The following is a 25,785-nucleotide window of genomic DNA, read 5'->3' on the forward strand; positions in this document are numbered from 1 at the left end:
GGAACCGTTACTGGAATTTAAGATTTAACCATTATTTTTTTTCTGAGGTATCGATAAGGCGAGCTGTTGGATTCCTTTTAAAAGTGGATAGGTTTGAGGTCATTATTCTAATATTTCTCCACTTTATTTTTTTGCCATTATTAATAGAATCCATGCCAATACTATGAACTTGAAGACCAATAAAACCTGTAGAGGTTGCATTATCTTTTAGGTTAGATGTATTAATATCATTTACCCAAATAGAAAGGTTATCCTCAACAGCCTCAATGCGATAGTGGTTCCATTCATTATTCTTAAAAGCTTTTTGACCTTTCTCGTTGTTTTTTAAATCATATAACCACCCTCTTTTTCCTTCCTCGTAGATTCCACCGCTCCATGCTCTGGTGCTAGGGTCTATTTCGGCTTGGTAGCCATGAACTTGGTTATTATTGAATTCAGGATAATTATTACTTCTAAATTGCACTCCCGAATTAATTGAAGTGTCAACCATGACTTCAAACTCTAAAATAAAATTATCGTAGATAGTCTTAGAACAAAGAAATGTATTCGGTGAATTTAGTATTGTTGTTCCCGTAATTTCGTTGTTTTCAACAGTATATGCAGCTAGCCCGTTTTTAACTTCCCAGCCTTCTAATGAATTGTTCTGAATGAGCTGAACCCATTCTTCAATAGGTCTTTGATTACAGCTCAATAGAATTAGGCAAGAAATAACAATAAAATTAATTTTCTGTATAAGTTTCTTTAAGCTCATTTTCTGTGTACATTTTATCTAAAGGTCGTGGTAAATTTCTTAAACTATCAACAACCTGACTAGTTAAAGATTGTGGTGAGGTAGTAAAAGCATTTCTAATGTAATTTCCAATGTCTTTAATATTTTCATCAGATATATTTTTATCAATACCAATGCCTGGCATTGCATTTGACATATTGAATTTTTCCCCGTTTACTGAAATCGGTCCTTGTAATCCATAAAGTATAATGGAAGCTAATTTTCCAGGCTCTTCTGATACATATTCAGAATTTAATAAAGGCGGGGCTAGGCCCTTATTTCCTTTTCCATCAGGACCATGGCAAGTGGCACATTGCTTCATATAAAGAATTCTTCCTTTTGTTAACCCATCACTTTCATTTGTTGCAGTTTTTTGATTTTTAGCTAATTGCTTCAATAGCTCAATTTCAGCTCCAATATTTGTCAGGTTTTTATCGCTAGAAATACTGAATGTATTTTCACTTAATTCAATTCCTGAAAGTATAGGTTCTTTAAACCAATCTTCATTTTTATAGCGTCCTATAAGTTGACCTAGATGTGCTTCATTTTTTTTATTTAACCTTGCAGAAAGATAATATGCCAGGTGATAATCTATCATTTCATTTTTCTTAGCCATTAAAGCTTTTACTTGTTCATCTTTTAGTTGCGTATCCATTTCAACACATAGCTTAATAATATGAGAAACCAATTTTGGTTGATGAAGTAACTTTGTTAATTTGATATTAGACAACGATAATTTTTGAAGCCCCTCCAAGACATAAAGAGCATGTAATTTACTAACTTCACTATCTCCATTTTCTATAACCTGAAAGAGTTGATTGGCGATTGAAATATCTTTTCTTGAAATAAGTAACTGTTGTGCTCTATTTCTTATCCAAATATTTTTTGATGAAAGGGAATCTATCAGATTTAAGGGTTTTAAAACCGAAAGGTCTATATTTTTATGTAACTGCTTTTTGTTAGAAACCTTTAATATTCTTCCCATGCCAACAATGGTATCAAGACCTTTTTTGATGTAGTTTTCTCTAAGGTAACTGGTCATATATGTTTTATGTTGAATAATGCCCTTGTGCATATCAACAATATACATGGCCCCATCTGGCCCATTATAAAGATTTACAGGTCTGAATGCTTCATCACTTGAACTAATAAACTCTTTACCCGTCCAGGCTTGTCTTCCAGTAATCTTTAATTTATTGAAATCTAAAATATTACGTTTAATAAGATTTGCTTCTGGTGCACAGACCATTACGTTACTTTGATAGTCGTCGGGGAATGATGTTCCTTCTAAATACACTGGTCCACAAGCACTTGTGAATCGTTTTAATTTACCATCTTCATGTAGCATATTTGGCAGGTAACCTCTATTGACGGCAGTGGCGGTTAGGGGGTAAACATTTTGATTGCTAACCAAATTATTTCCAATAGCAAGCTTAGGTTGAAAAGCAGGATTTTGATTTAGTAGGTTTGGTGTTACCCAATCTCCTCTTATTTGATTTGAGTTATCATTATAAAGTAAACGTCCTATGTCATCACTAGAAATACCCCATTGACCTCGAAAAGAGGTATTTTCAATAATCCAATTATCATCTTTAAGGCGATATCTCTTTGAGGCTTTTGCACTATAAATCCAATTATCAATATTGACTAAAAGACCATTAGGTTGATGTTCCACATTGCCGCCAACTGCATATGTGGAGTCTACTATAGTTGTCTTTCCAGGGGTCATGTCTTTATTAATCTGGGTAAAATATAAAAAGGGCGGCTCGGCATATAATAATCCACCATTAATATGAGCTAAGGCGCGTGCCAATTTTAGGTTATCTAAGAATACCTTAGAATGGTCTATTGCACCATCATTATCCTTATCTTCTAAAATGACAATTCGACCAATTGGGGCTTCTTCGTTAATACCTTCTAATGACTGCATATAACCTGTCATTTCTAAAACCCACATGCTGCCTGAATCATCAAAACTAAGAGCAATAGGAGCGTCAATTAGTGGTTCAGCAGCTAGGGCGTCTAAATAAAAGCCTTTTTCAATTTGATAACTAGAAAGGTCAACTATGGTTTCATGATAGTTATCTGCACAAGAACAGAAAAGGATTGCAGGTATTAACCTTAATAAAAATTTCATCATACGATTTTATCTTTATCAATTTAAGAAACTCTGATGATTATTATAGCTTTTGAATTTAAATACTCATTTGCCTTAATCCTTCGTATACAACAATACTGACAGCATTAGCTAAGTTTAAGCTCCGAATATGTTTGCTATACATTGGGATTTTAAAAAGTTCTTCTTGATGGTTTGAAATAATTGAATTTGGCAAGCCAACTGATTCTTTACCAAAAACCAAAAACATATCATCCTCAAAAGGAATATTCCAGTGATTTTTAGCACCATGACTTGAAAGGTAAGCGAACTTTTTGTCACGATGTTTATTCATAAGTTGATTGACATCTTCATAAATAATGACTGAAAGATGTTGCCAATAATCTAAACCTGCTCGTTTTAGTCGAGTGTCATTTAATTCGAAACCAAAAGGTTTAATTAAGTGTAAAGTAGATCCAGTGGCAAGGCTTAGTCTGCCGATATTACCAGTATTATTAGGGATTTCAGGTTCAACTAAAACTATGTTTAATGGCATCTTATTTTTTAATAGTTCTCAAATATAATTGTTCCACTTTTTCTCTTGCCCATGGCGTTCTGCGCAGAAATTTTAAACTTGATTTTATTGAAGGGTTGCTTTTAAAGCAATTAATATTAATTTGATTTGCAAGGTAATCCCAGGAATGTTCTTTTGTCAATTCTTCCATTATATCTGCAAGTTTAACACCGTGAAGAGGATTATTAGCTTGTTCCATCTTTTCTAAATTATATTGAACAAATAGTTTGTATTTCAAGAGTTTAACAAAGAAAAATACAAAGTTTATAAAATGAAAAACTCCGGTAATCAGCCGGAGTTTATTCATCAATCAAAAAACGAACAGTCATGATAAACTGTTGTAGTTAACTAAATTACAATATTCTTGCCAAAAAAACAATTTAAGGTTTATTTAACTGTAATTTGTGAGGGTTTTACCCTAAGTATGTTTTTAAAATCTTACTTCTAGAAGTATGTTTTAATCTTCTAATGGCTTTTTCTTTAATTTGACGCACACGTTCGCGGGTTAAATCAAAAGTTTCACCAATTTCTTCTAAAGTCATAGAATGTTGACCAGCAAGGCCAAAATATAATCTTATTACATCAGCTTCACGAGGCGTTAAAGTCTCTAAAGCTCTCTCAATTTCTGTGCGTAAGGAATCATGAAGTAATTCTTTATCAGGATTTGGAGATTCTCCACTTCGAAGTACATCGTAAAGATTTGAATCTTCCCCGTCAATAAGCGGTGCATCCATGGATACGTGACGACCAGAATTTTTCAAAGATTGTTTGACATCTTCTACCGTCATATCTAATTCTTTCGCAATTTCTTCAGGGGAAGGCATACGTTCGTGTGCTTGCTCTAAAAACGCAAAAGTCTTATTGATTTTATTTATAGATCCAATTTTATTCAATGGCAAACGAACGATTCTTGATTGTTCGGCCAAGGCCTGTAAAATAGACTGACGAATCCACCATACTGCGTATGATATAAATTTGAATCCTCTTGTTTCGTCAAAACGTTGTGCAGCTTTAATCAAACCAAGGTTGCCCTCGTTAATTAAATCCGGTAAGGTAAGTCCTTGGTTTTGGTACTGTTTGGCTACAGATACCACGAATCGAAGATTGGCCTTTGTAAGTTTTTCAAGAGCGATCTGGTCGCCTGCCTTGATGCGTTGTGCCAATTCTACTTCTTCATCAGCGGTAATCAAGTCAACTTTTCCAATTTCTTGTAAGTACTTGTCCAAAGATGCGGTCTCTCTATTAGTGACCTGTTTTGTAATCTTAAGCTGTCTCATTAAAAGAATTTAAGTTTAATTCGCATAGACTGCATATACTTATACGTATAAAAACGAAAAAAGTTACAATTTGGTAAAATTTATTTCAATTATTTTTTGTAAAAAGAAGCCCTTGCATGAAAATAACATACAAGGGCTTCTTAAATATTGAATAGAAAAGTACTAGTCTCTTCTTGGTTTTCTATCGCGATTGTCTCTTCCACCACGACGGTCACCGCGATCATTTCTAGGTGGACGTTCTACGTAACCTTCAGGTTTAGGTAAAAGTGCTTTGCGTGATACCTTTTCTTTTCTTGTACGTTTATCAAGTCCAAAGTACTTGACATCAAAGACATCACCCATGTTTACAACATCAGAAACATTTTCAGTTCGTTCCCATGCTAATTCAGAAACATGAAGTAAAACTTCATTGCCAGGGGCATCCATATATTCTACAACAGCACCAAAATCAAGCATCTTAATTACCTTTACTTCGTAAACGCTACCAACTTCAGGTTTAAATAATATAGAATCTATTTTTGCCATTACGGCATCAATACCTTTACTACCTACACCTAAAATTTCAACAATACCTTCTTCCGTAACCGGATCTTCGTTTATAACGATAGTCGTTTCCGTTTCTTTCTGCATTTCCTGAATTACTTTTCCACCAGGTCCGATTAATGCTCCAATATATTCGTTAGGTATACGTCTAGATACCATTGTTGGTGCATGTTCTTTTACTTCTGCATTTGGAGCTGTAATAGTGTCAGTTAATTTTCCTAAGATATGTAAACGACCATCTCGAGCTTGATTTAATGCATTAACTAAAATCTCATAAGATAGACCTTTCACCTTAATATCCATTTGACAAGCAGTGATACCATCAGATGTACCGGTTACTTTAAAATCCATATCACCTAAGTGATCTTCATCACCTAATATATCAGATAAAACAGCATACTTACCAGAATCTGCATCAGAAATTAGTCCCATTGCAATACCTGAGACAGGTTTCTTTAATTGAACACCAGCATCCATTAACGCCATGGTACCGGAACAAACGGTTGCCATAGAAGAAGAACCATTAGATTCTAACACTTCAGAAACAACACGAACGGTATAAGGACAATCTTCTGGAACCATTCCTTTTAAGGCGCGTTGTGCTAAGTTTCCGTGACCAACTTCTCTTCTTGATGTTCCACGAATTGGTCGTGCTTCACCAGTTGAAAAAGGAGGGAAGTTATAATGTAAGTAGAAACGTTCTTCGCCTTCGAAAGATGGCATATCTATTTGGTTAGCCTCTCTTGAAGTACCTAAAGTTACTGTTGCTAAAGCTTGTGTTTCTCCACGTGTAAAAATTGCAGAACCATGTGTAGAGGGTAAATAATCAACCTCACACCAGATTGGCCTAATTTCATCAGTTTTACGACCGTCTAATCGTAAACCTTCATTTAAAGTAAGGTCACGAACTGCGGCTTTTTCAGCTTTGTAAAAATATTTTGAAATTAATCCGCCATATTCTTCTTGTTCTTCTTCAGAGAATGTTGCTTTAACTTCCTCCTTTATTTCACCAAAAGCCGCACTACGTTCATGTTTTGCTGAACCAGCTTTGGCTACGGCATAAACTTTGTCATAAGTTAGGTCATGAACTCTCTTTGCTAAATCTTCATCTTCTCTTTCCGGCTCGTATTCACGAACTTCTTTTTTGCCAAAGGCCTCTGCTAGTCTAATTTGTGCAGCACATTGAACCTTAATAGCCTCGTGAGCAAATTTGATAGCCTCAGTCATTTCTTCTTCAGAAATTTCATCCATCTCACCTTCAACCATCATTACAGAGTCAGCAGAAGCACCAATCATCATATCAATATCAGATTCTTCTAATTGTGCTCTCGTCGGGTTGATTATAAATTCTCCATTAACGCGACCAACTCTAGCTTCTGAAATTGCGCACTCAAATGGAAAATCTGATAATTGGATTGCAGCTGAAGCGGCTAAGCCTGCCATTGCATCTGGCATTACATCTTCATCATGAGACATTAATTGAATCATAACTTGAGTTTCGGAGTGATAGTCTTTTGGGAATAGTGGGCGTAAAACCCGGTCTACTAAACGCATAGTTAAAACTTCCCCATCACTAGGTCTTGCTTCTCTTTTAAAGAATCCACCTGGATAACGCCCAGCGGCCGCAAATTTTTCACGATAATCTACAGTAAGTGGCAGAAAATCTACATCAGCTTGTTTGTAGTTAGATACAACTGTACATAGTAACATACACTTGCCGGATTGTACAACAACAGAACCGTGAGCCTGTTTTGCCAATTTTCCTGTTTCGATAGAAATTTCTCTACCGTCACCGAGGTCTATGACCTCTTTAAAAGTTTTTGGAATCATAAAATTTTGTGTTGCCTTTTTATAAAAAAGGACTTGTTAAACATTTGGTCTACCGCCATCCGGACGGTCGGGTTGTGTTGTTGTGTTGGTGCGAGTAGCACTGTGACCAATGAAAAACTAAATGTAGCTTTTTGTGTTCGCCTGAAATTAAACTCAGGACTTTGCAAAAGTAAGGGGAAGCAATGCTTCCCCCAACAATTATTTTCTAATACCAAGCTCTTTAATTAGCTCACGGTATTTTACAATATCTTTTTTCTTTAAATAATCTAAAAGACTTCTTCTCTTACCTACTAATTTCACCAAAGAACGCTCTGTATTAAAATCTTTGTGATTTCTTTTTAAATGCGTAGTCAAATGGTTGATACGATGTGTAAATAATGCAATTTGTCCTTCAGTAGAACCCGTGTTCCCTTCTGATCCGCCGTGTTTCTTAAAGATTTCGGCTTTTACTTCTTTTGTTAAATACATTCCAATATTATTTTAAATGATTTTTATGTATAAGACTGTCTTTCAATCAAGCTGCAAAGATAATTCTTTTTTTGAAGAAAAAAATTTTAGCAAAGATTAAACCTTTTTGTTTTGAATTGGTCATACTATAGGACGTTAAAAAATTAACATTTAAGTGCTTACTAGATAAATACTAGTTCATTTGGTGATGCACTTATTTAGCCCCATTAAAAACAATTAAAATTTATTAAGATGAAAAAGAATTTAAAAAAAGTACAGAAGTTAATGCTAATTTCATTGGCATGTTTGACACTGTTCTCATGTGATAAAAATGAGGAAGAATCAGATGAAATTATATCTAATGAACTGGTTATTACCCAAACCGAGCTTCAATTTAGCGATGAATCAGAAATGATATCAGAGGAAATTACTGCTATTGCAGAAGATGTATACGCTACGGATGAAATCATATATACTTCTAAAGGAAGTTATTTTTCAGACTATTTACCGGAATGCGTTACAATCACTACTGTTGTTACCGAAACTTCTAGGGAAAAGACCATAGATTTTGGTGAAGGTTGTGAATTGCCAAATGGTAATATATTGGGCGGAATAATCAGTTTAAGTTATGCTAGAGATATGGAACTTGCTGAAAAAACTATAACCTTAAATCTCGAAAAATTTACCTTTAATAGTGTGTCAATTGAGGGTGGTGCCAACATTCTAAGGGTGCGTAGCAATGAAAATGGTAATCCTCAGAGTACTGCCGATGCTTCATTTAGTGCAGTTTGGCCTGAAGGGGAAACGGCTACTTTTGAAGGAGAAAGAACTCGTGAATGGATTGAAGGCTATGGCAGTGGATTTTGGGGAGATAATGTTTTTCTAATAACTGGAAAAAGAACCTTCAATAATAAAGTTGGAAATACTTTTGAAAAGGAAGTGCTTTCGCCGTTACGTAGAGAGCTTTCCTGCAGGTTCATCGTAAGTGGAGTCCTAAGTATTTCTAGAAATAATGCAAACGTAAGCCTTGATTTTGGCGATGGTGAATGTGATGCAAAAGGAACTCTAACTTATACTGATGGAAGTAGTGATGAAGTTTTTTTAAGACGATTTTTAAAAAATTAGTGGAGTGAAAGTATTTGCTAAAAAAAGAGCTTGTTTTAAACAAGCTCTTTTTCTTTTCTTACAGGTAAATTTTGAATTAAATCAATATAAAGATTAATCTTTTTCTTTAATTCCCTTCTGTGTGTTATAAAATCTAGGAAACCATGTTCTTTTAAGAACTCCGAAGTTTGAAATCCTTCCGGTAATTCTTTACCAGTCGTGTCTTTAACGATTCTTGGCCCAGCGAAACCTATTAATGCACCAGGTTCAGAAATATTAATATCTCCAAGCATAGCATAAGAGGCTGTTGTACCACCTGTTGTTGGGTCAGTACATAATGATATATATGGCAATTTTGCTTCGGCTAGCTGTGCTAATTTGGCTGAGGTTTTAGCTAATTGCATCAACGAAAGTGCTGCTTCCATCATTCTAGCTCCACCCGATTTTGAAATCATTAGAAAAGGAGTCTTTTTCTTTATAGCCATGTCTATTCCTCTCGCAATTTTTTCACCAACTACGCTACCCATAGAGCCACCTATAAAACTGAAATCCATACAACAAACTACTAGTTGTTTTCCTTGGGACTTTCCTATTGCAGAACGAACAGCGTCATTGAGACCTGTTTTTGCTTTAGCAGCTTTTAAACGATCTGAATATTTTTTGGTATCCTCAAACTTGAGTGGGTCCTTTGAATTTAATTTTTCATCAAATTCCTCAAATTTATTATCGTCAAAAAGAATTTCAAAATATTCTTTACTACCAATCCGCACGTGGTAGTCATCCTCAGGACTTACATAAAAGTTTTTCGCAAGATCTTCAGATTCAACAATTTTACCTGTGGGCGACTTATACCAAAGACCTTTTGGTGTGTCTTTTTTTTCTTCTGTTGCGGTTTGAATTCCCTTTTCTTTTCTTTTGAACCAAGCTGTCATAAAACGAGGGTGTTTAGATTAAAGCGTGTTGATGTTGTTTAAATCTTCAAAAGCTTTTTTCAATCGATTAATGAATGTTTTTTCACCTTCTCGCAACCATACTCTTGGGTCGTAGAATTTTTTATTTGGAGAATCAGCCCCATCAGGGTTACCAATTTGAGCTTGTAAATATCCTGATTTATTTTCTACATAATCACGAATACCTGACATGAAAGCGTATTGTAAATCAGTGTCAATATTCATTTTAATAACTCCATAACCAATAGCTTCACGAATTTCTTCTAGTGTTGATCCAGAACCACCATGAAAAACAAAATCAATATGATTATGTGCTACTCCATATTTTTCAGAAACGAACTCTTGAGAATTCTTTAAAATTTTAGGAGTTAGGCTTACATTACCAGGCTTGTAAACTCCATGAACATTACCAAATGCAGCTGCTACAGTAAATCTTGGACTTACTTTAGAAAGTTCTTCGTAAGCATAAGCCACCTCTTCGGGTTGTGTATAAAGTTTTGAGCTATCGACATCAGTATTATCTACACCATCTTCTTCACCACCAGTAACACCTAATTCAATTTCTAAGGTCATGTCCATTTTGGCCATGCGCTCGAGGTAATTTTTGCAAATTTCAATGTTCTCTTCAATAGGCTCTTCTGATAAATCTATCATATGAGAACTATATAAAGATTTACCTGTTTGCTTAAAATGTTTTTCACTAGCATCCAGTAAACCATCAATCCAAGGCAGTAATTTTTTTGCACAATGATCGGTATGTAAAATTACAGTTGCCCCATATGCCTCAGCCATTTCATGAACATGTTTTGCACCAGCAATAGCACCTTTAATAGCTGCTTGTTGATTTTCATTAGAAAGTCCTTTACCTGCGTTGAACTGTGCACCTCCGTTAGAAAATTGGATGATAACAGGTGAGTTTAATGAAGCAGCTGTTTCTAAAACTCCGTTTATGGTATTGGAGCCAATTACATTAACTGCCGGTAAGGCAAATCCTTTTTCTTTAGCATATTGAAAAATAGCTTGTACTTCATCACCTGTGGCAACGCCAGGCTTAATATTATGAGACATATTGTTCGTCGGTTAAAGGTTTAAACAAGAAACAAAAGTAATAAAAATATTAGCTTAAAAAGGATAATTAATACCTATGTTATATACTGCTTTTCCAAAGTTATAATCTCTAAACCAACGTTTAGAACCTCTTAGTGAAGGATCATGGGTTTTAAGTCCCATATCTAATCGGATTACGAAATAAGTGAAATCATATCGGAGGCCAAATCCTGTGCCTAAAGCGATGTCAGCTAAAGAATCAAACCCATTAAAAGTCGCTTCTTCATCTTCTACATTGTCAAAGACATTCCAGATATTGCCTGCATCAGCGAAAAGAGCTCCTTTTACATCTCCAACAATAGGAAATCTATATTCTAGGTTGAATGCTAATTTAAAATTAGCTTCATTAAAGTCATTGAGACTCTGCGTACGACCAGGTCCCAATGAATATACATTCCAAGCTCTATTATCATTGGCGCCACCACCGAAGTAACTTCGAACGAATGGAATATTATCTGCATTACCGTAAGGCAAAGCTAACCCAACAAAACCGTGAAAGGCTAAAACCTGTTGATTGCCTGCACGCCAATGTCTTATATAATCAAAATCTGTTTTGAGGTATTGAGAGTATGGAACTCCGTATACAAGTCTTTGTCCATCTTTAGTTTCAAAGGGTATAATATTGGAAAAGGCTGATAAAAGATTTCCAGCACTTTCAAATCTTACGCGATACTGATAAAAATTATTATCATTAATATCCTCACGATTGTTTTTTTGAAAAGTAAAATTAGAAGCAAAAATGAGGTTATTCTGAGTCAATCGAACTCTACGTTCTTCTATGCTTCTAACATCTTGTAAATCATCTTCATTAATTTCAAATCCAGGCTGTGTGACAGAATCAATGAACTGAGAAGTTCCATCTGGAATAATTAAATCTTGCTCATCGTCCTTATCCAAATCTGGAGTGACATTTTCATCATAGAATTCAAAAAAATTAGGATCGTCTTCAAAAGCATCAGCTATACTGTTTAAATTATCATAGGTATTATTGTATGCAATAAAATAGTCTTCTGGATCAGTATTTCTAACAAATTCAATATTTATAAGTTCTAAAGTGTTTTTTGTGAAATTGGTAGGTGACCAGTTGTACGACAAAACAGTATTTACGGTTTGACGATCTAGACCAAGATTTTTTTGAAAGTTTGTTCCAGCAGAAAGCCTTGTTTGTGGGAGCATGTAATAAGGAATAATTTTCTCAGTGTTAAATGGAAACCAAATTCGTGGAAAAGTGAGATTGATATCTCCTCCTATTTCAGATGTAAAATCTTCATCATTAGTTGGTTCGTCCAATAAACCAACAGAACCTCTAGCTGAAACACTTAAAGTCTCAGCACCACCAAAAACGTTCCTAGTGATAACTGAAACAGAGAATGCGCTACCTATTTGTTGAATATTAGATCGAGATAATTCAAGTGATGTATCTAAGGAATACTTTGGTCTTGGTGCCAGAAATACATTGGCCACTAATAATGCATTTTCATTATTTTCATCGAATCTTATGGATGGATATTTGAAGGTATTAAGGTTGGTGATTTGACGATTTGTATTTACATAATCTAAATCTCTATAAATGCTATCTTTTTCAAAAAATATAGCATCTGTTAGTGCTTTAGGTTTATACTTTAATTTATCTTTAAAATAGATAGTATAATCCTTATATGACAGGGAATCCAAAGCATTAACATCATCTGCGAATTGATAATCAGAAAATATTTTTATTTTTTCAAAACGATTGACTTTGTACTCCTTGCTTGGTAAACTATCATTAGAATTTAAAAGATTTTTGATATTCAATTGAATATCCATTTTTTGGTCATTTCCGGTAATTGAGGTGTCACGAGAAATATCATAACTTATGGAACTTTCTTGAAAATTATAAATACCTGAGTTTCTAAAAAGATTAGTTAATCGTTGCCTTTCTTTTGTAAAAGTTTCTAAATCAAATTGTGAATCTTGCTTAATTAAGACTTCATTTAGTTTATTTTGATAAATAGAATCTAAATCTTTTGAGGCAATTGTTTTAGTTATAGAATCTATCATGTAGGGCTCGCCTAATGTAACATTGTAATTTATTTCAGCCCTTTTTTTCTTCTTCAATGGAACTATGTTGTAGCTAGCAGAGTTGTTGAAATAACCCTTACTTCCATAATATCCTTTTAAACGTTCTATCGTTTTGTTTGTTCTTAGACTATCAATTACTGCGGGTGGTTCACCAATTCTTTTAAATAAATTGCTGTAACCTCTAACAACAAATGATTCTCCAAGTCTTTTAACTTGTTTTTCAGATAAAAAACTATTTAATCTTTTTTGGCGTCCTTCCTTTCTTGTTAGCCAGTCTTGGTACAAAGAATCAGGATTGTCTTTGGCAAGATTATATAAGTTAAGTCTAAGAGGGTAACCTAGTAAAGTACTATTAGGTTTTTGTGCTATAAGACCTTTTATTGCCTCACTGTTAGTTTTTTGACCATCAGCATAGACGGTGTTTTTTGTTAAAAGTAATTCGTCTTCGTTTACTTTTTTTATGGCATTGCATGAAGCTAGGACAATCATTGCTAATAATAAACCTATTTTTGCCCTGAATTTTTTAAGCACTAAAAGTAACTTCATAAAAGTCAAAATTACGTGATTTCATATGGTTAGCAAAAACCAATTAAAACTGATTAAAAGCTTACATCAAAAAAAGTACCGAAATCAACATGGTCTTTTTTTTGTTGAAGGACTTAAAACAGTCAAAGAACTTTTGAGCTCAGACTTTGAATCGGAATATATAATTGTAACCGATGAATTGAAAAAACATTTTGAGAATTATGAATTTTTATCAATTACCAATAATGAATTAAAAAAAATAAGTGCATTTCAAAACCCAAGTGGAGTACTTGCCGTTTTTAAAATACCAAAAAATAAACCGGTAGACTATGAGGATTGGATTGTCGCATTAGACGATGTTAGAGATCCCGGAAATTTAGGTGCTGTGATACGTTTATGTGATTGGTTTGGAATTTCAAATTTAGTTTGTTCAAAAGCAACTGTTGATTGTTTTAACCCTAAAGTTTTACAAGCAACAATGGGTTCTATTACTAGGGTGAATGTACAGTATACGGATTTAAATACCTTAGTGACTTCGGCCCACATGCCAGTTTACGGCGCATTTATGGATGGTGAATCAGTTTATACAGAAAATATTCCCAAGAAAGGAATTTTAATGATGGGTAATGAAGCTAATGGAATTTCTGATGATTTAGAAAATCTAATAAAAAATAAAATCAGTATTCCACAATTTGGAAATGTAACCACCGAAAGTTTAAATGTTGCCACTGCTACAGCAATTCTATTGAATGAAATAAGAAGAAGCTAAATTTAAAATGTGTACTTCAATTTTTTATTATTCAAAAGTCAGATTAACAAAAATACCCCTGGTTCGCATACCTGCGATATTACCGGTCCATGGACTATTAGGGTCATCATCTCTAATTAATTCATCATTTAGTGCAAAAACCCCTCGAATAGAAGGTGTAAACTTGAAATATTCTGTGTAAAAATCAATGCCAAATCCTAGTTCATAACCATAAACACTTTTTTTCATTCTAAATTCTCCGCTACTATTATCATCAAGACTATCTTCTTTTGCACCTAGATTCAAAGAAGTGTAAAACCCTCCAATAATAAAGGGTTTAATATTGTTAAATCTTTTCGTACTTACTTTAAGTAATAAAGGAAAACGGATATAAGTTGATCGTACTTCTCTTATAGCATCAGCTTCAGATGTAAATCCTGGAAAGCCCAGATTTCTTGAAGTATATAAGAGACCTGGCTCAAACCTAACATCAAGAAATTCATTTATTCTGACTTCACTTAAAACACCAACATTAAAGCCAAAACTCTTTTCTACTAGAATATCTTGGCCAATATCATTTTCATATTCAAATTGAAAATCATATTGATTAAAACCTAGATAATACCCAAAGTTAATTAGCTTTTTATCCTCGTTCTGAATGTTGAGAATGGGGTCTCTACCAATTTGTGCGATAAGATGATTACTAGTCAATATTACTATGACAAGCAGAAATAGGGCGTTTTTCATTTAATTACTTTGTAGCTACATAAATTGTTGCAACCCCAAATGTTTGGGGTTTGTGTTCTATAGCTATAAACCCGATTTTACTTAAAATATTGTTGAACTCCTGACCATAAGGAAATACTGCGGCCGATTCTGAGAGGTAAGTATATGCAGATTGGTCCTTTGAGAAAATTTTTCCAATGAGAGGAAGCATATACTTTGTGTATATTTTATATCCTTGTTTAAAAGGTGTTTTGGCAGGTACTGAAGTTTCAAGAACGGCAAAAGTACCTGATGGTTGTAAAACCCGATAAATCTCTGCCAAGCCTTTGTCTAAGTTTTCAAAATTACGAACTCCAAAAGCCACCGTGATGGCATCAAATGTGTTGTCTTCAAAGGGTAGATTTTCACTATCGCCAACTACCATTTCAATAGTTTTAGAAAGATTTTTATCCGCTATTTTAACTTTTCCAACTTCTAACATTCCCGTTGAAATATCTAGACCAACTATTTTTTTAGCACCCGTCTTAACCATTGCTATCGCCAAATCTCCTGTACCCGTTGCAATATCTAAAATAGAAGTTGGGTTTGCGGCGCTAATAAGTTTGACAACTCGATTACGCCATTTAATATCAATGCCTAAGGAAATAACCCGATTTAAGCCATCATAATTACCCGAAATAGTATCAAACATTTTGGTAACCTGTGCTTTCTTTCCTAAGTCAGAATCTTTATAAGGTCTAACAGTTTTCGACATTTGGCAATTTTTTAGCAAAGATACAATAACCCAAAATAGGGCAATTCGGCATGATGAATAAAATATTATGTAATTTTGTGATGAAATTAGAATATTTACTATGGGATATGTTCCAATAAAGGAAACCCCAAAAACTCTTTCCATTAACAGTTTTAGTTTTAAACTACTCTTTAAGTAATGAAGATAATCATTGCAGGTGCTGGTGAAGTAGGTTTTCATTTGGCGAAGTTATTGTCTTATGAAGCACAAGAAATCACCTTAATTGATACTGATAAGGAAAGTCTCTCTTATGCAGATAACCATTTAGATATAAGAGTTTTAAAAGGTGATGCCACTTCAATTGAAGTTTTGCAAGATGCTAAAGTTGGTGCTTCTGACCTAGTGATTGGGGTCACTGCTTCAGAAACAACCAATCTTACACTTTGTCTTTTAGCAAAGCAATTAGGAAGCAAAAAAACTATTGCTCGTATTTCAAATACTGAATTTGTAGATAATAAAGAGTTAATAAAATTTGAAGAGCTTGGTATTGATGAATTAATTTCTCCGGAAGAACTTGCTGCTTCAGAAATTCAATTATTACTAAATCGCTCTGCTTTTAATGATACTTATGAATTTGAGGAAGGACTATTGACTATGGTAGGTATGTTTCTGCCTAAATCAGCTCCTTTTGTAGGCAAAATGGTAAAAGAAGCAGCTAATATATTTCCAGAGTTGCACTTTATGCCCATAGCATTACAGCGCAAGGGCACCCAGTTCACTCTTATCCCAAGAGGGGATACCGTTTTTAAAGAAGGTGATCAAGTATATTTTATTACTTCGGCTGGCGGAGTTGATGAGTTATATAAATTAGCGGGCGTTCAAAAGAAAGATATCAAGAATGTTATGATTCTCGGTGGCAGTAAAGTTGGTTTTAAAACTGCTAGAGAGCTATGTGCTAGCAAGTTTAATGTTAAGCTCATTGAAAAAAATAAAGAAAAGGCTTTTGACATAGCTGATGATTTGCCCAACGCCCTTGTAATTAATGGAGATGGTCGCAATGTTGAACTACTGGAGGAAGAAAGTCTCGAATCCATGGACGCCTTTATCGCTGTAACGGGTAATTCCGAAACCAATATCATGTCTTGCCTTGTTGCCAAGTCTAAGAAGATTAAGAAAACTATAGCCTTGGTTGAAAACATGGATTATTTTCAACTATCACAATCTATTGGTATAGATACACTTATCAATAAAAAGCTTTTAGCTGCGAATAATATTTTTAGATATATACGCAGAGGTGAGGTTTTAGCTTTGACTCGTTTGAATAACCTTAATGCGGAAATTCTTGAGTTTGAAGTGAAAGGAACTTCGGCAGTAAATAACGAGCTTATTAAAGAACTTGATTTTCCAAGAGAAGCTATAATTGGTGGCGTAATAAGAAATGGAAAAGGAATTATTGCTTTAGGTGATTTTAAGATAGCTGAAGGTGATAAGGTAGTTGTGTGTAGCCTACCAAAGGCTATACCAAAAATTGAAAAGCTCTTTTTATAATGTGGCTTAATTTTCGAATCATTTTTCATATTATGGGACTTCTATTACTTTGTAATGGAGGGTTTATGCTCTTGGCGGCATTCGTAAGCGGAATTTACAAAGACGGAGCTACTCTTGATATTTCAATGGCGGCTATTGTGACCATGTTGGTGGGAGTGATGGCTATGTTCTATACAAGAGGTCATCGTAAAGAAGTAAAGCGAAAAGAAGGGTATATAATTGTAACCTTTGGCTGGTTGATTATGTCAATTTCAGGGGTTTTGCCGTATATTTTTTCTGGTACTATCCCTAATATTACGAATGCATTTTTTGAAACAATCTCTGGTTATACCACTACCGGCGCCTCTATTCTAAATGATATAGAATCATTGCCCGAAGGAATTCTATTTTGGCGTAGTCTCACTCATTGGATAGGAGGTATGGGTATAATTGTTCTTGCTATTGCTATTTTACCGCTTTTAGGAATAGGTGGAATGCAACTTTTTGCAGCAGAAGCGCCTGGGCCTGTAGGAGATAAACTTCATCCAAGAATTACCGATACCGCCAAAAGACTTTGGTTAATATATGTTGGATATACTTTAGCTGAAACCATCTTATTAAAATTGGCCGGGATGTCATTTTTTGATGCCATTAATCATGCCTTAGCAACATTGTCAACCGGTGGTTTTTCAACTAAGAATGCTAGTGTAGCTTATTGGAATAATCAACCTCTAATACAATATATTATTATTGTTTTTATGTTTTTAGCGGGAACCAATTTTGTTTTGAGTTATTTTGCTTTCACAGGAAAAGTTCAGCGGATATTCAAAGATGAGGAATTTAAAGTATACTCTTTTTTTATTATTGGGTTTACTATTGTTGCGAGTTTAATTGTTTGGTTACAAGCAGATGTTTCTATTTCAGATTATCATCCAAAAGTTTTCGGTGAAGTTGAGAGTTCATTTCGTCATGCTTTGTTTCAAGTAATTGCTATAGTTACAACGACCGGTTTTGTTACTGCTGATTTTACAAATTGGACACCGTTTTTAACTGTATTTTTCTTTGGACTAATGTTTTTAGGTGGGTCAGCCGGTTCTACATCTGGTGGTATTAAAGTAATGCGTCACCTATTAATTATAAAGAATGGAATTTTAGAATTCAAAAGAACTTTGCATACGAACGCAATTATTCCGGTACGTTATAACAATAAAACAGTCACCGAGCATATTGTGTATAATATCATTGCATTTTTTGTGCTCTACATGTTATTATTTATAATTGGAGCTTTGGTATTAGGTTTTCTAGGATTAGATTTTGAATCAGCAATTGGTGGTGCTGCTTCTTCACTAGGAAACGTTGGGCCAGCTTTAGGAGACTTGAATCCAGTGGTGAACTTCAGTGAGCTACCTGATTTTGGTAAATGGTGGTGCGGTTTTTTAATGCTTTTGGGGCGACTAGAACTTTTTACAGTCTTAATAATTATGACTCCATATTTTTGGAAAAAAATATAAGAACCAACTTTGATTTTTATGCAATAATAATCCCTGAACATTGCATTTTGTAATGCACTGTTGTATTTTCAGTGGGTGCAACAACCAGTTCAAATAGATTCCAATTTTATAGAAAGCACTACTTCATTTATTGAATTAGTGAAAGAACTTGATAGCGCTTTCTCAAATAACACAACCATAGTTCCTAAACGACATCATCATCATTTTCCCAATCCTGAAGTGAAGGAAGAATCTACTCTATTAATAATGCCGGCATGGAAACCAAGTGAAGATGCGGGAATTAAGATAGTAACTGTAAGTCCAAAAAATGAAATGTTTGAACTTCCTTCAATACAAGGTAGCTATCTTTATTTAGATGCTACTACAGGGTTGTTGAAAGCAATTATTGAAGCTAAAAGCTTAACAGTTAAAAGAACAGCAGCGACTTCAGCATTGGCATCATCATTCTTGTCAAAAAAAAGTGCTTCAACCTTATTGATGATTGGAACAGGAGCTCTTTCAGTAAATTTAATCCAGGCACATGCTGCCGTTAGACCAATTAAAAAGGTCTTTGTTTGGGGAAGAACTTCGACAAAAGCTAAATTGATTGCAGAAAAATTGAATGGCGAAAAAATAGAGGTAAAGGCGGTATCTAAAATTGCATCAGTAATTTCAAAGGTTGATATAGTTTCTTGTGCAACATTATCAAAAACACCTCTTGTATTAGGGAAATATTTACGTAAAGGGCAGCATGTAGATTTAGTGGGAGCATACCGCCCAAATATGCGCGAAGCTGACAATGAAACTATTAAAAAAGCTTCGATTTTTATCGATAGTTATTCAGGTGGTTTGAATGAGAGCGGAGATATTTTAATTCCATTAAAAGAAGGCATTATTTCTAAAGATGATATTAAAGCTGAATTGTTCCAATTGTGTTCAAAGCAAAAGAAAGGCAGGATAGATGACGATGAAATAACTGTTTTTAAATCTGTTGGTCATGCACTAGAAGATTTGGTGGCAGCACGGTATTACTTTAACAAAATGAACGATTGATGGAAACTTACGACAGAATAGTAGCAGGTAGTTCTTTTTCTGTGCCTAAAGAATGGCTGCAGATTAATACTATAGATATGCATACTGGCGGTGAACCTTTGAGAGTGATTTTGAAGGGTTTTCCAAAATTAGAAGGTAACACCGTTTTAGAATACAGAAGATATTGCAAAGATAATTTTGATGACCTCCGCTCTGCACTGATGTTTGAGCCTAGAGGGCATGCAGATATGTATGGTTGTATTATAGTTCCTCCAAATGATTCAGATGGAGATTTTGGGATATTATTTCTTCATAATGAAGGTTATAGTACCATGTGCGGGCATGCTATTATTGCCATTTCTACTCTTGCTATTCAATTAAATTGGATTGATGCAGTTGAAGGAGAGAACATATTAAAAATTGATGCTCCTTGCGGCAGAATTACATCTTTTGTTACAATAAAGGACGGGTTGGTTTTACATGTTCATTTTCATTGTGTTCCTAGTTTTGTAATAGGACTAAATAAGGAGGTTTTATTAGAAGATTATGGAAAAATCACTTATGATTTGGCATATGGTGGGGCTTTTTATGCTTATGTAGATTTACAAAAGAATCAATTAGATTTAGACCTTACAAAGGAATCATACCAAAAAATAATCCATGCCGGAATGGCAATAAAACAGGCCATCATGCAAAAGGATAACGAAATAGAACATCCTTTCGAGGCTGAACTAAGTTTTTTGTATGGAACTATTTTTATTGACCAATCAACGACTGATAAAGTTGATAGTAAGAATGTTTGTGTTTTTGCTGAAGGGGAAGTGGACCGTTGCCCAACAGGATCTGGTGTATCTGGAAGAATGGCAATTCATAAAGCTAGAAAAGAATTAGATTTTGGAGATACTATGTGTATTGAAAGTATCACAAATTCAATATTTAAAGGAAGTATAGTCGCTGAAAAGGACTACGGTCCTTTTAAGGCGGTAATACCTCAAGTAGAAGGGACTGCTTATATAACGGGAATACAAACGTTTGTAATTGACCCAAAGGACCCAATGAAAAATGGATTTATATTAAGGTGATATTGGAATTAAACTATTAAATGAATTATAGTACTGATTTGATTCGAGAGATAGCTTCTCGAATATTATCTTCAGAAGCAGCGTATGAAATTCTAATGCTCTTAGGGTTTCCAAAGGCATCACCAGTAACAGTAGCTACATTTGCTTTTTCTAATAAGTACATCGCAAAATCAGAAGCATTATTAATAAGGGTTCCATTTAAAGTCTTTCCAAAGTAAGCAGAAATGTCTGGAAATACGTAGAAAGCACCTTCAGGTTCATTACACTGAAAACCGTCAATTGCATTCAATAATTCTAAAATTAATTTTCTACGTTCCTTGAACTCATCAACCATATATTGAATGCGCTCAGGCAACTCCAATAAAGCGGTTATGACAGCTCGTTGCGCTATACAATTAGCACCACTGGTCACCTGACCTTGTAATTTGTTACAGGCTCTAGCAATATATGAAGGAGCACCTATGTAACCAATACGCCATCCAGTCATTGCAAATGCCTTTGCAACTCCATTCACGGTAACAGTGCGATCATACATGTCTTCAAATTGAGCCATGGAAGCGTGTGAAGTTACACCGTAGTTAATATGTTCATAGATTTCATCACTAACAACAATAATCTTTGGATGTTTTTTTAGAACATCAGCTAATGCTCTTAGTTCATCTTTGCTGTATATAGATCCACTTGGGTTGCAAGGAGAACTATACCAAAGCATTTTTGTTTTTGTTGTGATGGCTGCTTCTAATTGCTCGGGTGTCATTTTAAAATCATTCTCAATTGAAGTTGGCACTTCAACCGGAACACCATCTGCAAGTTTTACAATATCGCTATAACTCACCCAATACGGACATGGTAAAATGACTTCATCGCCTTTGTTTAATGAAACCTGTGCGACATTATATAAAGCTTGTTTTGCTCCAGTAGATACTACTATTTGAGAACGGTCATAACTAAGGCTATTATCTCTTTTTAGCTTTGTAATAATAGCGTCTTTTAATTCCACATAACCATCTACTGGTGTATAAGAATTGTAGCCGTCTTTTACTGCTTGGATGGCTGCTTCTTGAATATAGTCTGGTACTTTAAAATCTGGTTCTCCTAGACTTAATCCAATAATATCTTTGCCTTCAGTTCTTAGTTCTCGAGCCTTTGCGGCCATCTCAAGGGTTGCGGACGGAGTAACACTGTTAATCCTATCCGAAAGTTGGTTGCTCATTTCAAGTGTAATTTCTAGTACTGTAATGCAGGCTGTCTGCCTAACTCTCTTAAATGTTTGAAGTGCGAAATTATAGCTTTTCTAGTGGTTTTATATTCATTATACGGCAAATTAAACTCCTTTGCAGTCTGTTTCACAATTTTTGAAATTTTTGTGTAATGAACATGACTAATATTGGGAAAGATATGATGTTCTACTTGGTGATTTAATCCTCCCGTAAACCAGTTTACTATTCTGTTTTTAGTACCGAAATTAACAGTGGTGAAAAGTTGATGTATTGCCCAAGTATTTTTCATTGTTCCAGTTTCATCTGGTAATGGAGTCTGTGCATCATCGACGATATGCGCTAATTGAAAAACAACACTCAAAATGACTCCAGCAACATAGTGCATGATGAAAAAGCCTAATAAGATTTGCCACCAAGGAATATCTACAAATAACAGAGGTAATACTATCCAGATAGTTAAATAAAGTACTTTGGTTATTACCAAAGTACTCCAGTTTATAGCCGGACTAGGCAACTTGCCATATGAAAGTTTTCGTTTCATATAACGGTACATTTGTTGAAAATCGGTAGTTATTGCCCAATTAAAGGTTAATAAACCATATAAAAATATAGAATAGAAATGTTGAAATTTATGATGTTTTTTCCATTCTGCATGTTTTGAAAAACGAAGAATTCTTCCAGCTTCCATGTCTTCATCATGCTCATGAATATTAGTATAAGTATGGTGTAATACATTATGTTGCACTTGCCAATTATAAACATTACCAGCAAGAATGTAAATACTGCCACCCATAAACTTGTTGACCCATTTTTTATTGGAATATGAACCGTGATTACCATCGTGCATCACATTCATACCTACACCGGCCATTCCAACACCCATAACCATAGAAAGTAATACATAACCCCAAAAAGGTAAATCTAAAGTTAGTATTAAGAAATATGGTGTAAGAAATAATGCAAACATGACAATGGTCTTTAGATGTAATCTCCAATTACCTGTCTTTCTGATTTTATTTTCATTGAAGTATTCGTTAACTCTCTTATTCAAAGTCTTGAAGAATTGTGCAGAGTCTTTTCTTGAAAAACGAATGGTTTCCATGTGCATAAATTATTTTTTACAAAGGTACTTAATTTGAATTCCTAAAAAGTTAGTGTTTCCTTAAAACGTCTTGACGGAATCTAAAAGTATTATTTTTAACCAAAATAACAGAAAGTCAATGAACGCAAAAATTATCTTTAATTATTTTACGACGCTCACTGATGCTCAAAAGCAACAATTTATGGCGCTAGAAGCGTTATACCAGGATTGGAATCAGAAAATTAATGTCGTTTCTAGAAAAGATATTGATGAGTTGTATCTACGACATGTATTGCATTCTCTTGGTATTGCCAAAATTCAACAGTTTAATGAAGGGGCAGAAATTCTTGATGTTGGTACAGGAGGTGGTTTTCCAGGAATACCATTGGCGATTTTATTTCCAAAAACACAATTTACCTTGGTAGATGCCATAGGTAAAAAAATAAAAGTTGTACAAGAGGTAATTGATGGTTTAGCACTAGAAAATATTAAAGCTTATCACACAAGGGCTGAAGATTTGCCTGGACAGTTTGATTTTATAGTGAGTCGCGCTGTTGCGGCCATGCCGACATTTGTTCATTGGACAAAAGGGAAAATAAAGAAAGATTCATCACATGAACGTAAAAATGGTATTCTATATCTAAAAGGCGGGGATTTAACAGAAGAGTTAAAAGAATATAGAAATGCCCAGATTTTTGATTTACCAGAGCATTTTGAAGAAGATTTTTTTGACACTAAAAAAGTGGTTTATCTACCACAAAAATTTAAAATATAGATAGGTAAAATAGAATTAGTTATTTCACAGCCGAATTCTGAAAATCTATAAATCACAATTCTGTTTGAAATACTGGAAGAATTAAAATTATCATCTCCTAGAAAACCAATTTTATTACCTTCACAATCGTAAATTGGGGCTATTGAACTGCAAATACGACAGCAGTTATTAGAAATAAAAATAGATTCGTTTTGGTATTCTGCTTGTTCTATATAAAAATATTGAGTCAATTCACTTTCCGTTTTCTCTAATTCTTCTGCTAACCCTTTGAGCCATTGTAAATCTTCTATTGGATTGGTAACATCACAAGCGGAAATTACCGGAAGATTGTCATCGTTAGAACAGGAAATTAAATATAGGAAGCCAAAAAGCAGAATCGTCTTTTTCATTATTTATTTTCAAAAATGATGTAATTGAGGATTAAAGGTTGCTTTGGTAATCCGTTAAACTAAAAAAGGTGCCATCGGCACCTTTTACTTGAGATTATTCAAAATATTATTTACTCCATGGCGGAACAACACCATTAGAACGTGCATAAGCAATTAATTGCCCCTTGTGCTCGCCATTGTGCTCCATCATAGCCAGAAGACCTCCCATTTTGTTCATTTTAGCAAAACCAAAATCAACTTCGGTACTTAAATCATCATTTTCTACCATCATTATTTTGCTTAAAACAAATTCATTGGATTTTTTTAAGGCAGCGATGATATTATCCTTACCGGTGATTTTACCAATCGCCATCATATCTACATCGTCTGGTGGTGGAAATCCCATTTTCATTGCTAAAAAATAGTTTGCACCGGCGACATGTAATAATGCTTCTCCAACAGAGCTGACTCCTTCAGAAGGCCTCCAATCATATTGGTCTTCAGAAAAGGCTTCTGCTAATTGCACAACTTGTCCTTGATTACCAGTTAAGACTCCTTTGATTGTGGCTTGAGCTAAATTGTCTTGCGCGTATGTTATTACCGTAATTAGTAACATAGCTAAGATTGTTAATTTTTTCATTTTTAATATGTTAAGATTGTTAAGCTATTTTGACAGCTATCAAAATAGCTTACTAAAAGTAAGAAAAATCCTTTTAGAAAAGATAAAACTTTTAATAGGTTTAAGAGCTTATATTTAAATAATAAGTTTTTTAATTATAAATTTTTCAATAGATTTTTTGCCCTGTAGTTTTTAAGAATTTTGATGTCATAATTGTCTTCTTTGGCTTAAACACACAACCGTAAGAGGCAAAAAAGTATATTTTTTCTTCTTTTAAAAAACAATCATTTTAGACATAATGGATTGTTTTTATGAGCAGTCGATTTATTTATATAAATGTTGAACATCTGCTTGTGCAATGTCAACAAAAAGTTGTCCCATTTTTGCACAGACAGCTTCAAAAAACTTTTTTCCTTTTTCTTTTGTTGCTCCATGAGGATTTCCAACTCCAGTATCCTTACTAATTTTTGACCAAGGGCGTTCCGTCCATGCCCATCCTTCGGAAAAGGCTTTTATTTTGTTTTTTAATTCTTTACCATCTCCCCATTCATTCTGTGATAAAACCAATTCTGGGGTAAGATGAAGAATCAAGCTCGTTTCCATTTCATCGGCATGGTCTCCAACAACATCAAAATATTCTTTTCTGTCCAGCATTACAGGCCAATGAGTAACACAGATAAACATTTTTGGATAAAGTAGGCCTAGTTCCCTTACTATTGATTTCCAATTATTACCGCCATGGCTATTTAGAATCATAAATTTGTAAATACCCTGTCTATTTAAAACTTCAATTACATCTTTTAGTATTGCGAATTGAGTGCTGGGATTCAAATTTATATCTAGGTAGATATCTGATTGTCCGGTATTAACGCCAAAAGGTATAGTGGGTAAAACAGTAACTTTTGCACCTTGTTCCCAAGCTAGCCTGGCGGATTCTTCACCAATAGCAGTACCTTCTATAATATCAGTGGCGTAAGGTAAGTGATAGTTATGTGCTTCTGTAGCCGCCCAAGGTAAAATGGCTAAATCAATTTGCTCATCTTTTAAATGTTTCCAATTGGTTTCTGCTAATACATATGGTCTAGGCATAATAGGAGTTTTA

24 protein-coding genes are annotated in these 25,785 nt (G+C 34.3%); 7 read left to right on the forward strand and 17 right to left on the reverse strand.

Annotated features, from left to right (window positions below):
• Positions 1 to 31: 31 nt before the first annotated feature.
• The 7 genes from RM520_RS06210 to rpsO all read right to left on the reverse strand — a co-directional run bounded on the left by RM520_RS06210 (position 32) and on the right by rpsO (position 7,556).
• Positions 32 to 751 carry a 3-keto-disaccharide hydrolase gene (locus tag RM520_RS06210; protein WP_311387352.1) on the reverse strand — a complete coding sequence of 240 codons (720 nt, stop codon included), beginning with the start codon at positions 749 to 751 and terminating at the stop codon, positions 32 to 34.
• Complete coding sequence (locus tag RM520_RS06215; protein ID WP_311387353.1) at positions 720 to 2,909, reverse strand: DUF7133 domain-containing protein; 2,190 nt, start codon at positions 2,907 to 2,909, stop codon at positions 720 to 722. The genes RM520_RS06210 and RM520_RS06215 overlap by 32 nt, the downstream gene beginning before the upstream one ends.
• Before the next feature lie 55 nt (positions 2,910 to 2,964).
• Complete coding sequence (locus RM520_RS06220) at positions 2,965 to 3,420, reverse strand: tRNA (cytidine(34)-2'-O)-methyltransferase (protein ID WP_311387354.1); 456 nt, start codon at positions 3,418 to 3,420, stop codon at positions 2,965 to 2,967.
• Between the two features lies 1 nt (position 3,421).
• Positions 3,422 to 3,637, reverse strand: coding sequence for a VF530 family protein (locus RM520_RS06225; protein WP_311384841.1), 216 nt, complete (start codon positions 3,635 to 3,637; stop codon positions 3,422 to 3,424).
• A 214-nt stretch (positions 3,638 to 3,851) separates the two neighbouring features.
• The gene (locus RM520_RS06230) at positions 3,852 to 4,715 is read right to left on the reverse strand and encodes a sigma-70 family RNA polymerase sigma factor (protein ID WP_311384842.1); all 864 of its coding nucleotides are present in this window, start codon (positions 4,713 to 4,715) and stop codon (positions 3,852 to 3,854) included.
• Positions 4,716 to 4,877: 162 nt separating this feature from the next.
• Entirely contained in the window at positions 4,878 to 7,088 is a 2,211-nt protein-coding gene (locus RM520_RS06235; RefSeq protein WP_311387355.1) for a polyribonucleotide nucleotidyltransferase, read from the reverse strand.
• Between the two features lie 198 nt (positions 7,089 to 7,286).
• Positions 7,287 to 7,556: a 30S ribosomal protein S15 gene (rpsO, locus tag RM520_RS06240; RefSeq protein WP_311384844.1), complete on the reverse strand. Its 270-nt coding sequence runs from the start codon at positions 7,554 to 7,556 to the stop codon at positions 7,287 to 7,289.
• A 231-nt stretch (positions 7,557 to 7,787) separates the two neighbouring features.
• Between rpsO and RM520_RS06245 the strand changes: the two genes are divergently transcribed.
• Positions 7,788 to 8,660: a hypothetical protein gene (locus tag RM520_RS06245; protein WP_311384845.1), complete on the forward strand. Its 873-nt coding sequence runs from the start codon at positions 7,788 to 7,790 to the stop codon at positions 8,658 to 8,660.
• 35 nt (positions 8,661 to 8,695) lie between these two features.
• On the opposite strand, the gene accD is transcribed toward RM520_RS06245, so the two are convergent.
• From accD to tamL, 3 genes are read right to left on the reverse strand one after another with little or no spacing between them, the layout of a single operon-like run.
• Positions 8,696 to 9,571, reverse strand: coding sequence for an acetyl-CoA carboxylase, carboxyltransferase subunit beta (gene accD, locus RM520_RS06250; protein ID WP_311384846.1), 876 nt, complete (start codon positions 9,569 to 9,571; stop codon positions 8,696 to 8,698).
• An 18-nt stretch (positions 9,572 to 9,589) separates the two neighbouring features.
• The gene (fbaA, locus tag RM520_RS06255; RefSeq protein ID WP_311387356.1) at positions 9,590 to 10,657 is read right to left on the reverse strand and encodes a class II fructose-bisphosphate aldolase; all 1,068 of its coding nucleotides are present in this window, start codon (positions 10,655 to 10,657) and stop codon (positions 9,590 to 9,592) included.
• A gap of 54 nt (positions 10,658 to 10,711) precedes the next feature.
• Complete coding sequence (gene tamL / locus RM520_RS06260; protein ID WP_311387357.1) at positions 10,712 to 13,303, reverse strand: translocation and assembly module lipoprotein TamL; 2,592 nt, start codon at positions 13,301 to 13,303, stop codon at positions 10,712 to 10,714.
• A 25-nt stretch (positions 13,304 to 13,328) separates the two neighbouring features.
• On the opposite strand from tamL, the gene RM520_RS06265 reads away from it, so the two are divergent.
• Positions 13,329 to 14,051, forward strand: a complete 723-nt coding sequence (locus tag RM520_RS06265; RefSeq protein ID WP_311387358.1) for a TrmH family RNA methyltransferase — start codon at positions 13,329 to 13,331, stop codon at positions 14,049 to 14,051.
• 27 nt (positions 14,052 to 14,078) lie between these two features.
• Here the strand turns inward: RM520_RS06265 and porT are convergent, their stop codons facing one another.
• Both porT and ubiE read right to left on the reverse strand, forming a co-directional pair.
• A complete protein-coding gene (gene porT, locus RM520_RS06270) occupies positions 14,079 to 14,777 on the reverse strand; it encodes a type IX secretion/gliding motility protein PorT/SprT (protein WP_311384850.1) in 699 nt (232 codons plus the stop codon).
• Between the two features lie 4 nt (positions 14,778 to 14,781).
• Positions 14,782 to 15,510 (reverse strand): bifunctional demethylmenaquinone methyltransferase/2-methoxy-6-polyprenyl-1,4-benzoquinol methylase UbiE, encoded by a 729-nt coding sequence (gene ubiE / locus RM520_RS06275; RefSeq protein ID WP_311384851.1) that lies wholly within the window; start codon positions 15,508 to 15,510, stop codon positions 14,782 to 14,784.
• A gap of 177 nt (positions 15,511 to 15,687) precedes the next feature.
• On the opposite strand from ubiE, the gene trkA reads away from it, so the two are divergent.
• The 4 genes from trkA to RM520_RS06295 all read left to right on the forward strand — a co-directional run bounded on the left by trkA (position 15,688) and on the right by RM520_RS06295 (position 20,620).
• On the forward strand, positions 15,688 to 17,037 hold the full coding sequence (gene trkA / locus RM520_RS06280; RefSeq protein WP_311384852.1) for a Trk system potassium transporter TrkA: 1,350 nt from the start codon (positions 15,688 to 15,690) through the stop codon (positions 17,035 to 17,037).
• Positions 17,038 to 17,069: 32 nt separating this feature from the next.
• The gene (locus RM520_RS06285) at positions 17,070 to 18,527 is read left to right on the forward strand and encodes a TrkH family potassium uptake protein (RefSeq protein WP_311387359.1); all 1,458 of its coding nucleotides are present in this window, start codon (positions 17,070 to 17,072) and stop codon (positions 18,525 to 18,527) included.
• A 75-nt stretch (positions 18,528 to 18,602) separates the two neighbouring features.
• The gene (lhpI, locus tag RM520_RS06290) at positions 18,603 to 19,559 is read left to right on the forward strand and encodes a bifunctional Delta(1)-pyrroline-2-carboxylate/Delta(1)-piperideine-2-carboxylate reductase (protein WP_311387360.1); all 957 of its coding nucleotides are present in this window, start codon (positions 18,603 to 18,605) and stop codon (positions 19,557 to 19,559) included.
• Entirely contained in the window at positions 19,559 to 20,620 is a 1,062-nt protein-coding gene (locus tag RM520_RS06295; protein WP_311387361.1) for a proline racemase family protein, read from the forward strand. The genes lhpI and RM520_RS06295 overlap by 1 nt, the downstream gene beginning before the upstream one ends.
• Before the next feature lie 25 nt (positions 20,621 to 20,645).
• On the opposite strand, the gene RM520_RS06300 is transcribed toward RM520_RS06295, so the two are convergent.
• Together RM520_RS06300 and RM520_RS06305 are read right to left on the reverse strand one after the other, a co-directional pair.
• Positions 20,646 to 21,833, reverse strand: a complete 1,188-nt coding sequence (locus tag RM520_RS06300) for a pyridoxal phosphate-dependent aminotransferase (RefSeq protein WP_311387362.1) — start codon at positions 21,831 to 21,833, stop codon at positions 20,646 to 20,648.
• 14 nt (positions 21,834 to 21,847) lie between these two features.
• Positions 21,848 to 22,948: a fatty acid desaturase family protein gene (locus RM520_RS06305; RefSeq protein ID WP_311384857.1), complete on the reverse strand. Its 1,101-nt coding sequence runs from the start codon at positions 22,946 to 22,948 to the stop codon at positions 21,848 to 21,850.
• Positions 22,949 to 23,060: 112 nt separating this feature from the next.
• Here RM520_RS06305 and rsmG point away from each other — a divergent pair, with 112 nt between their 5' ends.
• Positions 23,061 to 23,696 (forward strand): 16S rRNA (guanine(527)-N(7))-methyltransferase RsmG, encoded by a 636-nt coding sequence (rsmG, locus tag RM520_RS06310; RefSeq protein ID WP_311387363.1) that lies wholly within the window; start codon positions 23,061 to 23,063, stop codon positions 23,694 to 23,696.
• On the opposite strand, the gene RM520_RS06315 is transcribed toward rsmG, so the two are convergent.
• From RM520_RS06315 to RM520_RS06325, 3 genes are all read right to left on the reverse strand, one after another.
• Positions 23,669 to 24,085: a hypothetical protein gene (locus tag RM520_RS06315; RefSeq protein WP_311387364.1), complete on the reverse strand. Its 417-nt coding sequence runs from the start codon at positions 24,083 to 24,085 to the stop codon at positions 23,669 to 23,671. The genes rsmG and RM520_RS06315 overlap by 28 nt on opposite strands.
• A gap of 106 nt (positions 24,086 to 24,191) precedes the next feature.
• A complete protein-coding gene (locus RM520_RS06320; protein WP_311384860.1) occupies positions 24,192 to 24,704 on the reverse strand; it encodes a DinB family protein in 513 nt (170 codons plus the stop codon).
• 303 nt (positions 24,705 to 25,007) lie between these two features.
• Entirely contained in the window at positions 25,008 to 25,772 is a 765-nt protein-coding gene (locus tag RM520_RS06325) for a creatininase family protein (RefSeq protein WP_311387365.1), read from the reverse strand.
• Positions 25,773 to 25,785: the final 13 nt, after the last annotated feature.

Source organism: Croceitalea vernalis (assembly GCF_031846405.1).
Taxonomy (GTDB): domain Bacteria; phylum Bacteroidota; class Bacteroidia; order Flavobacteriales; family Flavobacteriaceae; genus Croceitalea; species Croceitalea vernalis.

Bases quoted from the DNA above. Each gene is read 5' to 3' on its own strand.
- RM520_RS06305 (WP_311384857.1), bottom strand. From the start codon at position 22,948: ATGCACATGGAAACCATTCGTTTTTCAAGAAAAGACTCTGCACAATTC.
- RM520_RS06210 (WP_311387352.1), bottom strand. From the start codon at position 751: ATGAGCTTAAAGAAACTTATACAGAAAATTAATTTTATTGTTATTTCT.
- RM520_RS06235 (WP_311387355.1), bottom strand. From the start codon at position 7,088: ATGATTCCAAAAACTTTTAAAGAGGTCATAGACCTCGGTGACGGTAGA.
- accD (WP_311384846.1), bottom strand. From the start codon at position 9,571: ATGACAGCTTGGTTCAAAAGAAAAGAAAAGGGAATTCAAACCGCAACA.
- tamL (WP_311387357.1), bottom strand. From the start codon at position 13,303: ATGAAGTTACTTTTAGTGCTTAAAAAATTCAGGGCAAAAATAGGTTTA.
- RM520_RS06325 (WP_311387365.1), bottom strand. From the start codon at position 25,772: ATGCCTAGACCATATGTATTAGCAGAAACCAATTGGAAACATTTAAAA.
- RM520_RS06320 (WP_311384860.1), bottom strand. From the start codon at position 24,704: ATGAAAAAATTAACAATCTTAGCTATGTTACTAATTACGGTAATAACA.
- porT (WP_311384850.1), bottom strand. From the start codon at position 14,777: ATGAAAAACGCCCTATTTCTGCTTGTCATAGTAATATTGACTAGTAAT.
- RM520_RS06265 (WP_311387358.1), top strand. From the start codon at position 13,329: ATGGTTAGCAAAAACCAATTAAAACTGATTAAAAGCTTACATCAAAAA.
- RM520_RS06295 (WP_311387361.1), top strand. From the start codon at position 19,559: ATGGAAACTTACGACAGAATAGTAGCAGGTAGTTCTTTTTCTGTGCCT.
- RM520_RS06285 (WP_311387359.1), top strand. From the start codon at position 17,070: ATGGGACTTCTATTACTTTGTAATGGAGGGTTTATGCTCTTGGCGGCA.
- ubiE (WP_311384851.1), bottom strand. From the start codon at position 15,510: ATGTCGAAAACTGTTAGACCTTATAAAGATTCTGACTTAGGAAAGAAA.
- RM520_RS06300 (WP_311387362.1), bottom strand. From the start codon at position 21,833: ATGAGCAACCAACTTTCGGATAGGATTAACAGTGTTACTCCGTCCGCA.
- rpsO (WP_311384844.1), bottom strand. From the start codon at position 7,556: ATGTATTTAACAAAAGAAGTAAAAGCCGAAATCTTTAAGAAACACGGC.
- fbaA (WP_311387356.1), bottom strand. From the start codon at position 10,657: ATGTCTCATAATATTAAGCCTGGCGTTGCCACAGGTGATGAAGTACAA.
- trkA (WP_311384852.1), top strand. From the start codon at position 15,688: ATGAAGATAATCATTGCAGGTGCTGGTGAAGTAGGTTTTCATTTGGCG.
- RM520_RS06230 (WP_311384842.1), bottom strand. From the start codon at position 4,715: ATGAGACAGCTTAAGATTACAAAACAGGTCACTAATAGAGAGACCGCA.
- RM520_RS06315 (WP_311387364.1), bottom strand. From the start codon at position 24,085: ATGAAAAAGACGATTCTGCTTTTTGGCTTCCTATATTTAATTTCCTGT.
- RM520_RS06245 (WP_311384845.1), top strand. From the start codon at position 7,788: ATGAAAAAGAATTTAAAAAAAGTACAGAAGTTAATGCTAATTTCATTG.
- rsmG (WP_311387363.1), top strand. From the start codon at position 23,061: ATGAACGCAAAAATTATCTTTAATTATTTTACGACGCTCACTGATGCT.
- RM520_RS06220 (WP_311387354.1), bottom strand. From the start codon at position 3,420: ATGCCATTAAACATAGTTTTAGTTGAACCTGAAATCCCTAATAATACT.
- RM520_RS06215 (WP_311387353.1), bottom strand. From the start codon at position 2,909: ATGATGAAATTTTTATTAAGGTTAATACCTGCAATCCTTTTCTGTTCT.
- RM520_RS06225 (WP_311384841.1), bottom strand. From the start codon at position 3,637: ATGGAACAAGCTAATAATCCTCTTCACGGTGTTAAACTTGCAGATATA.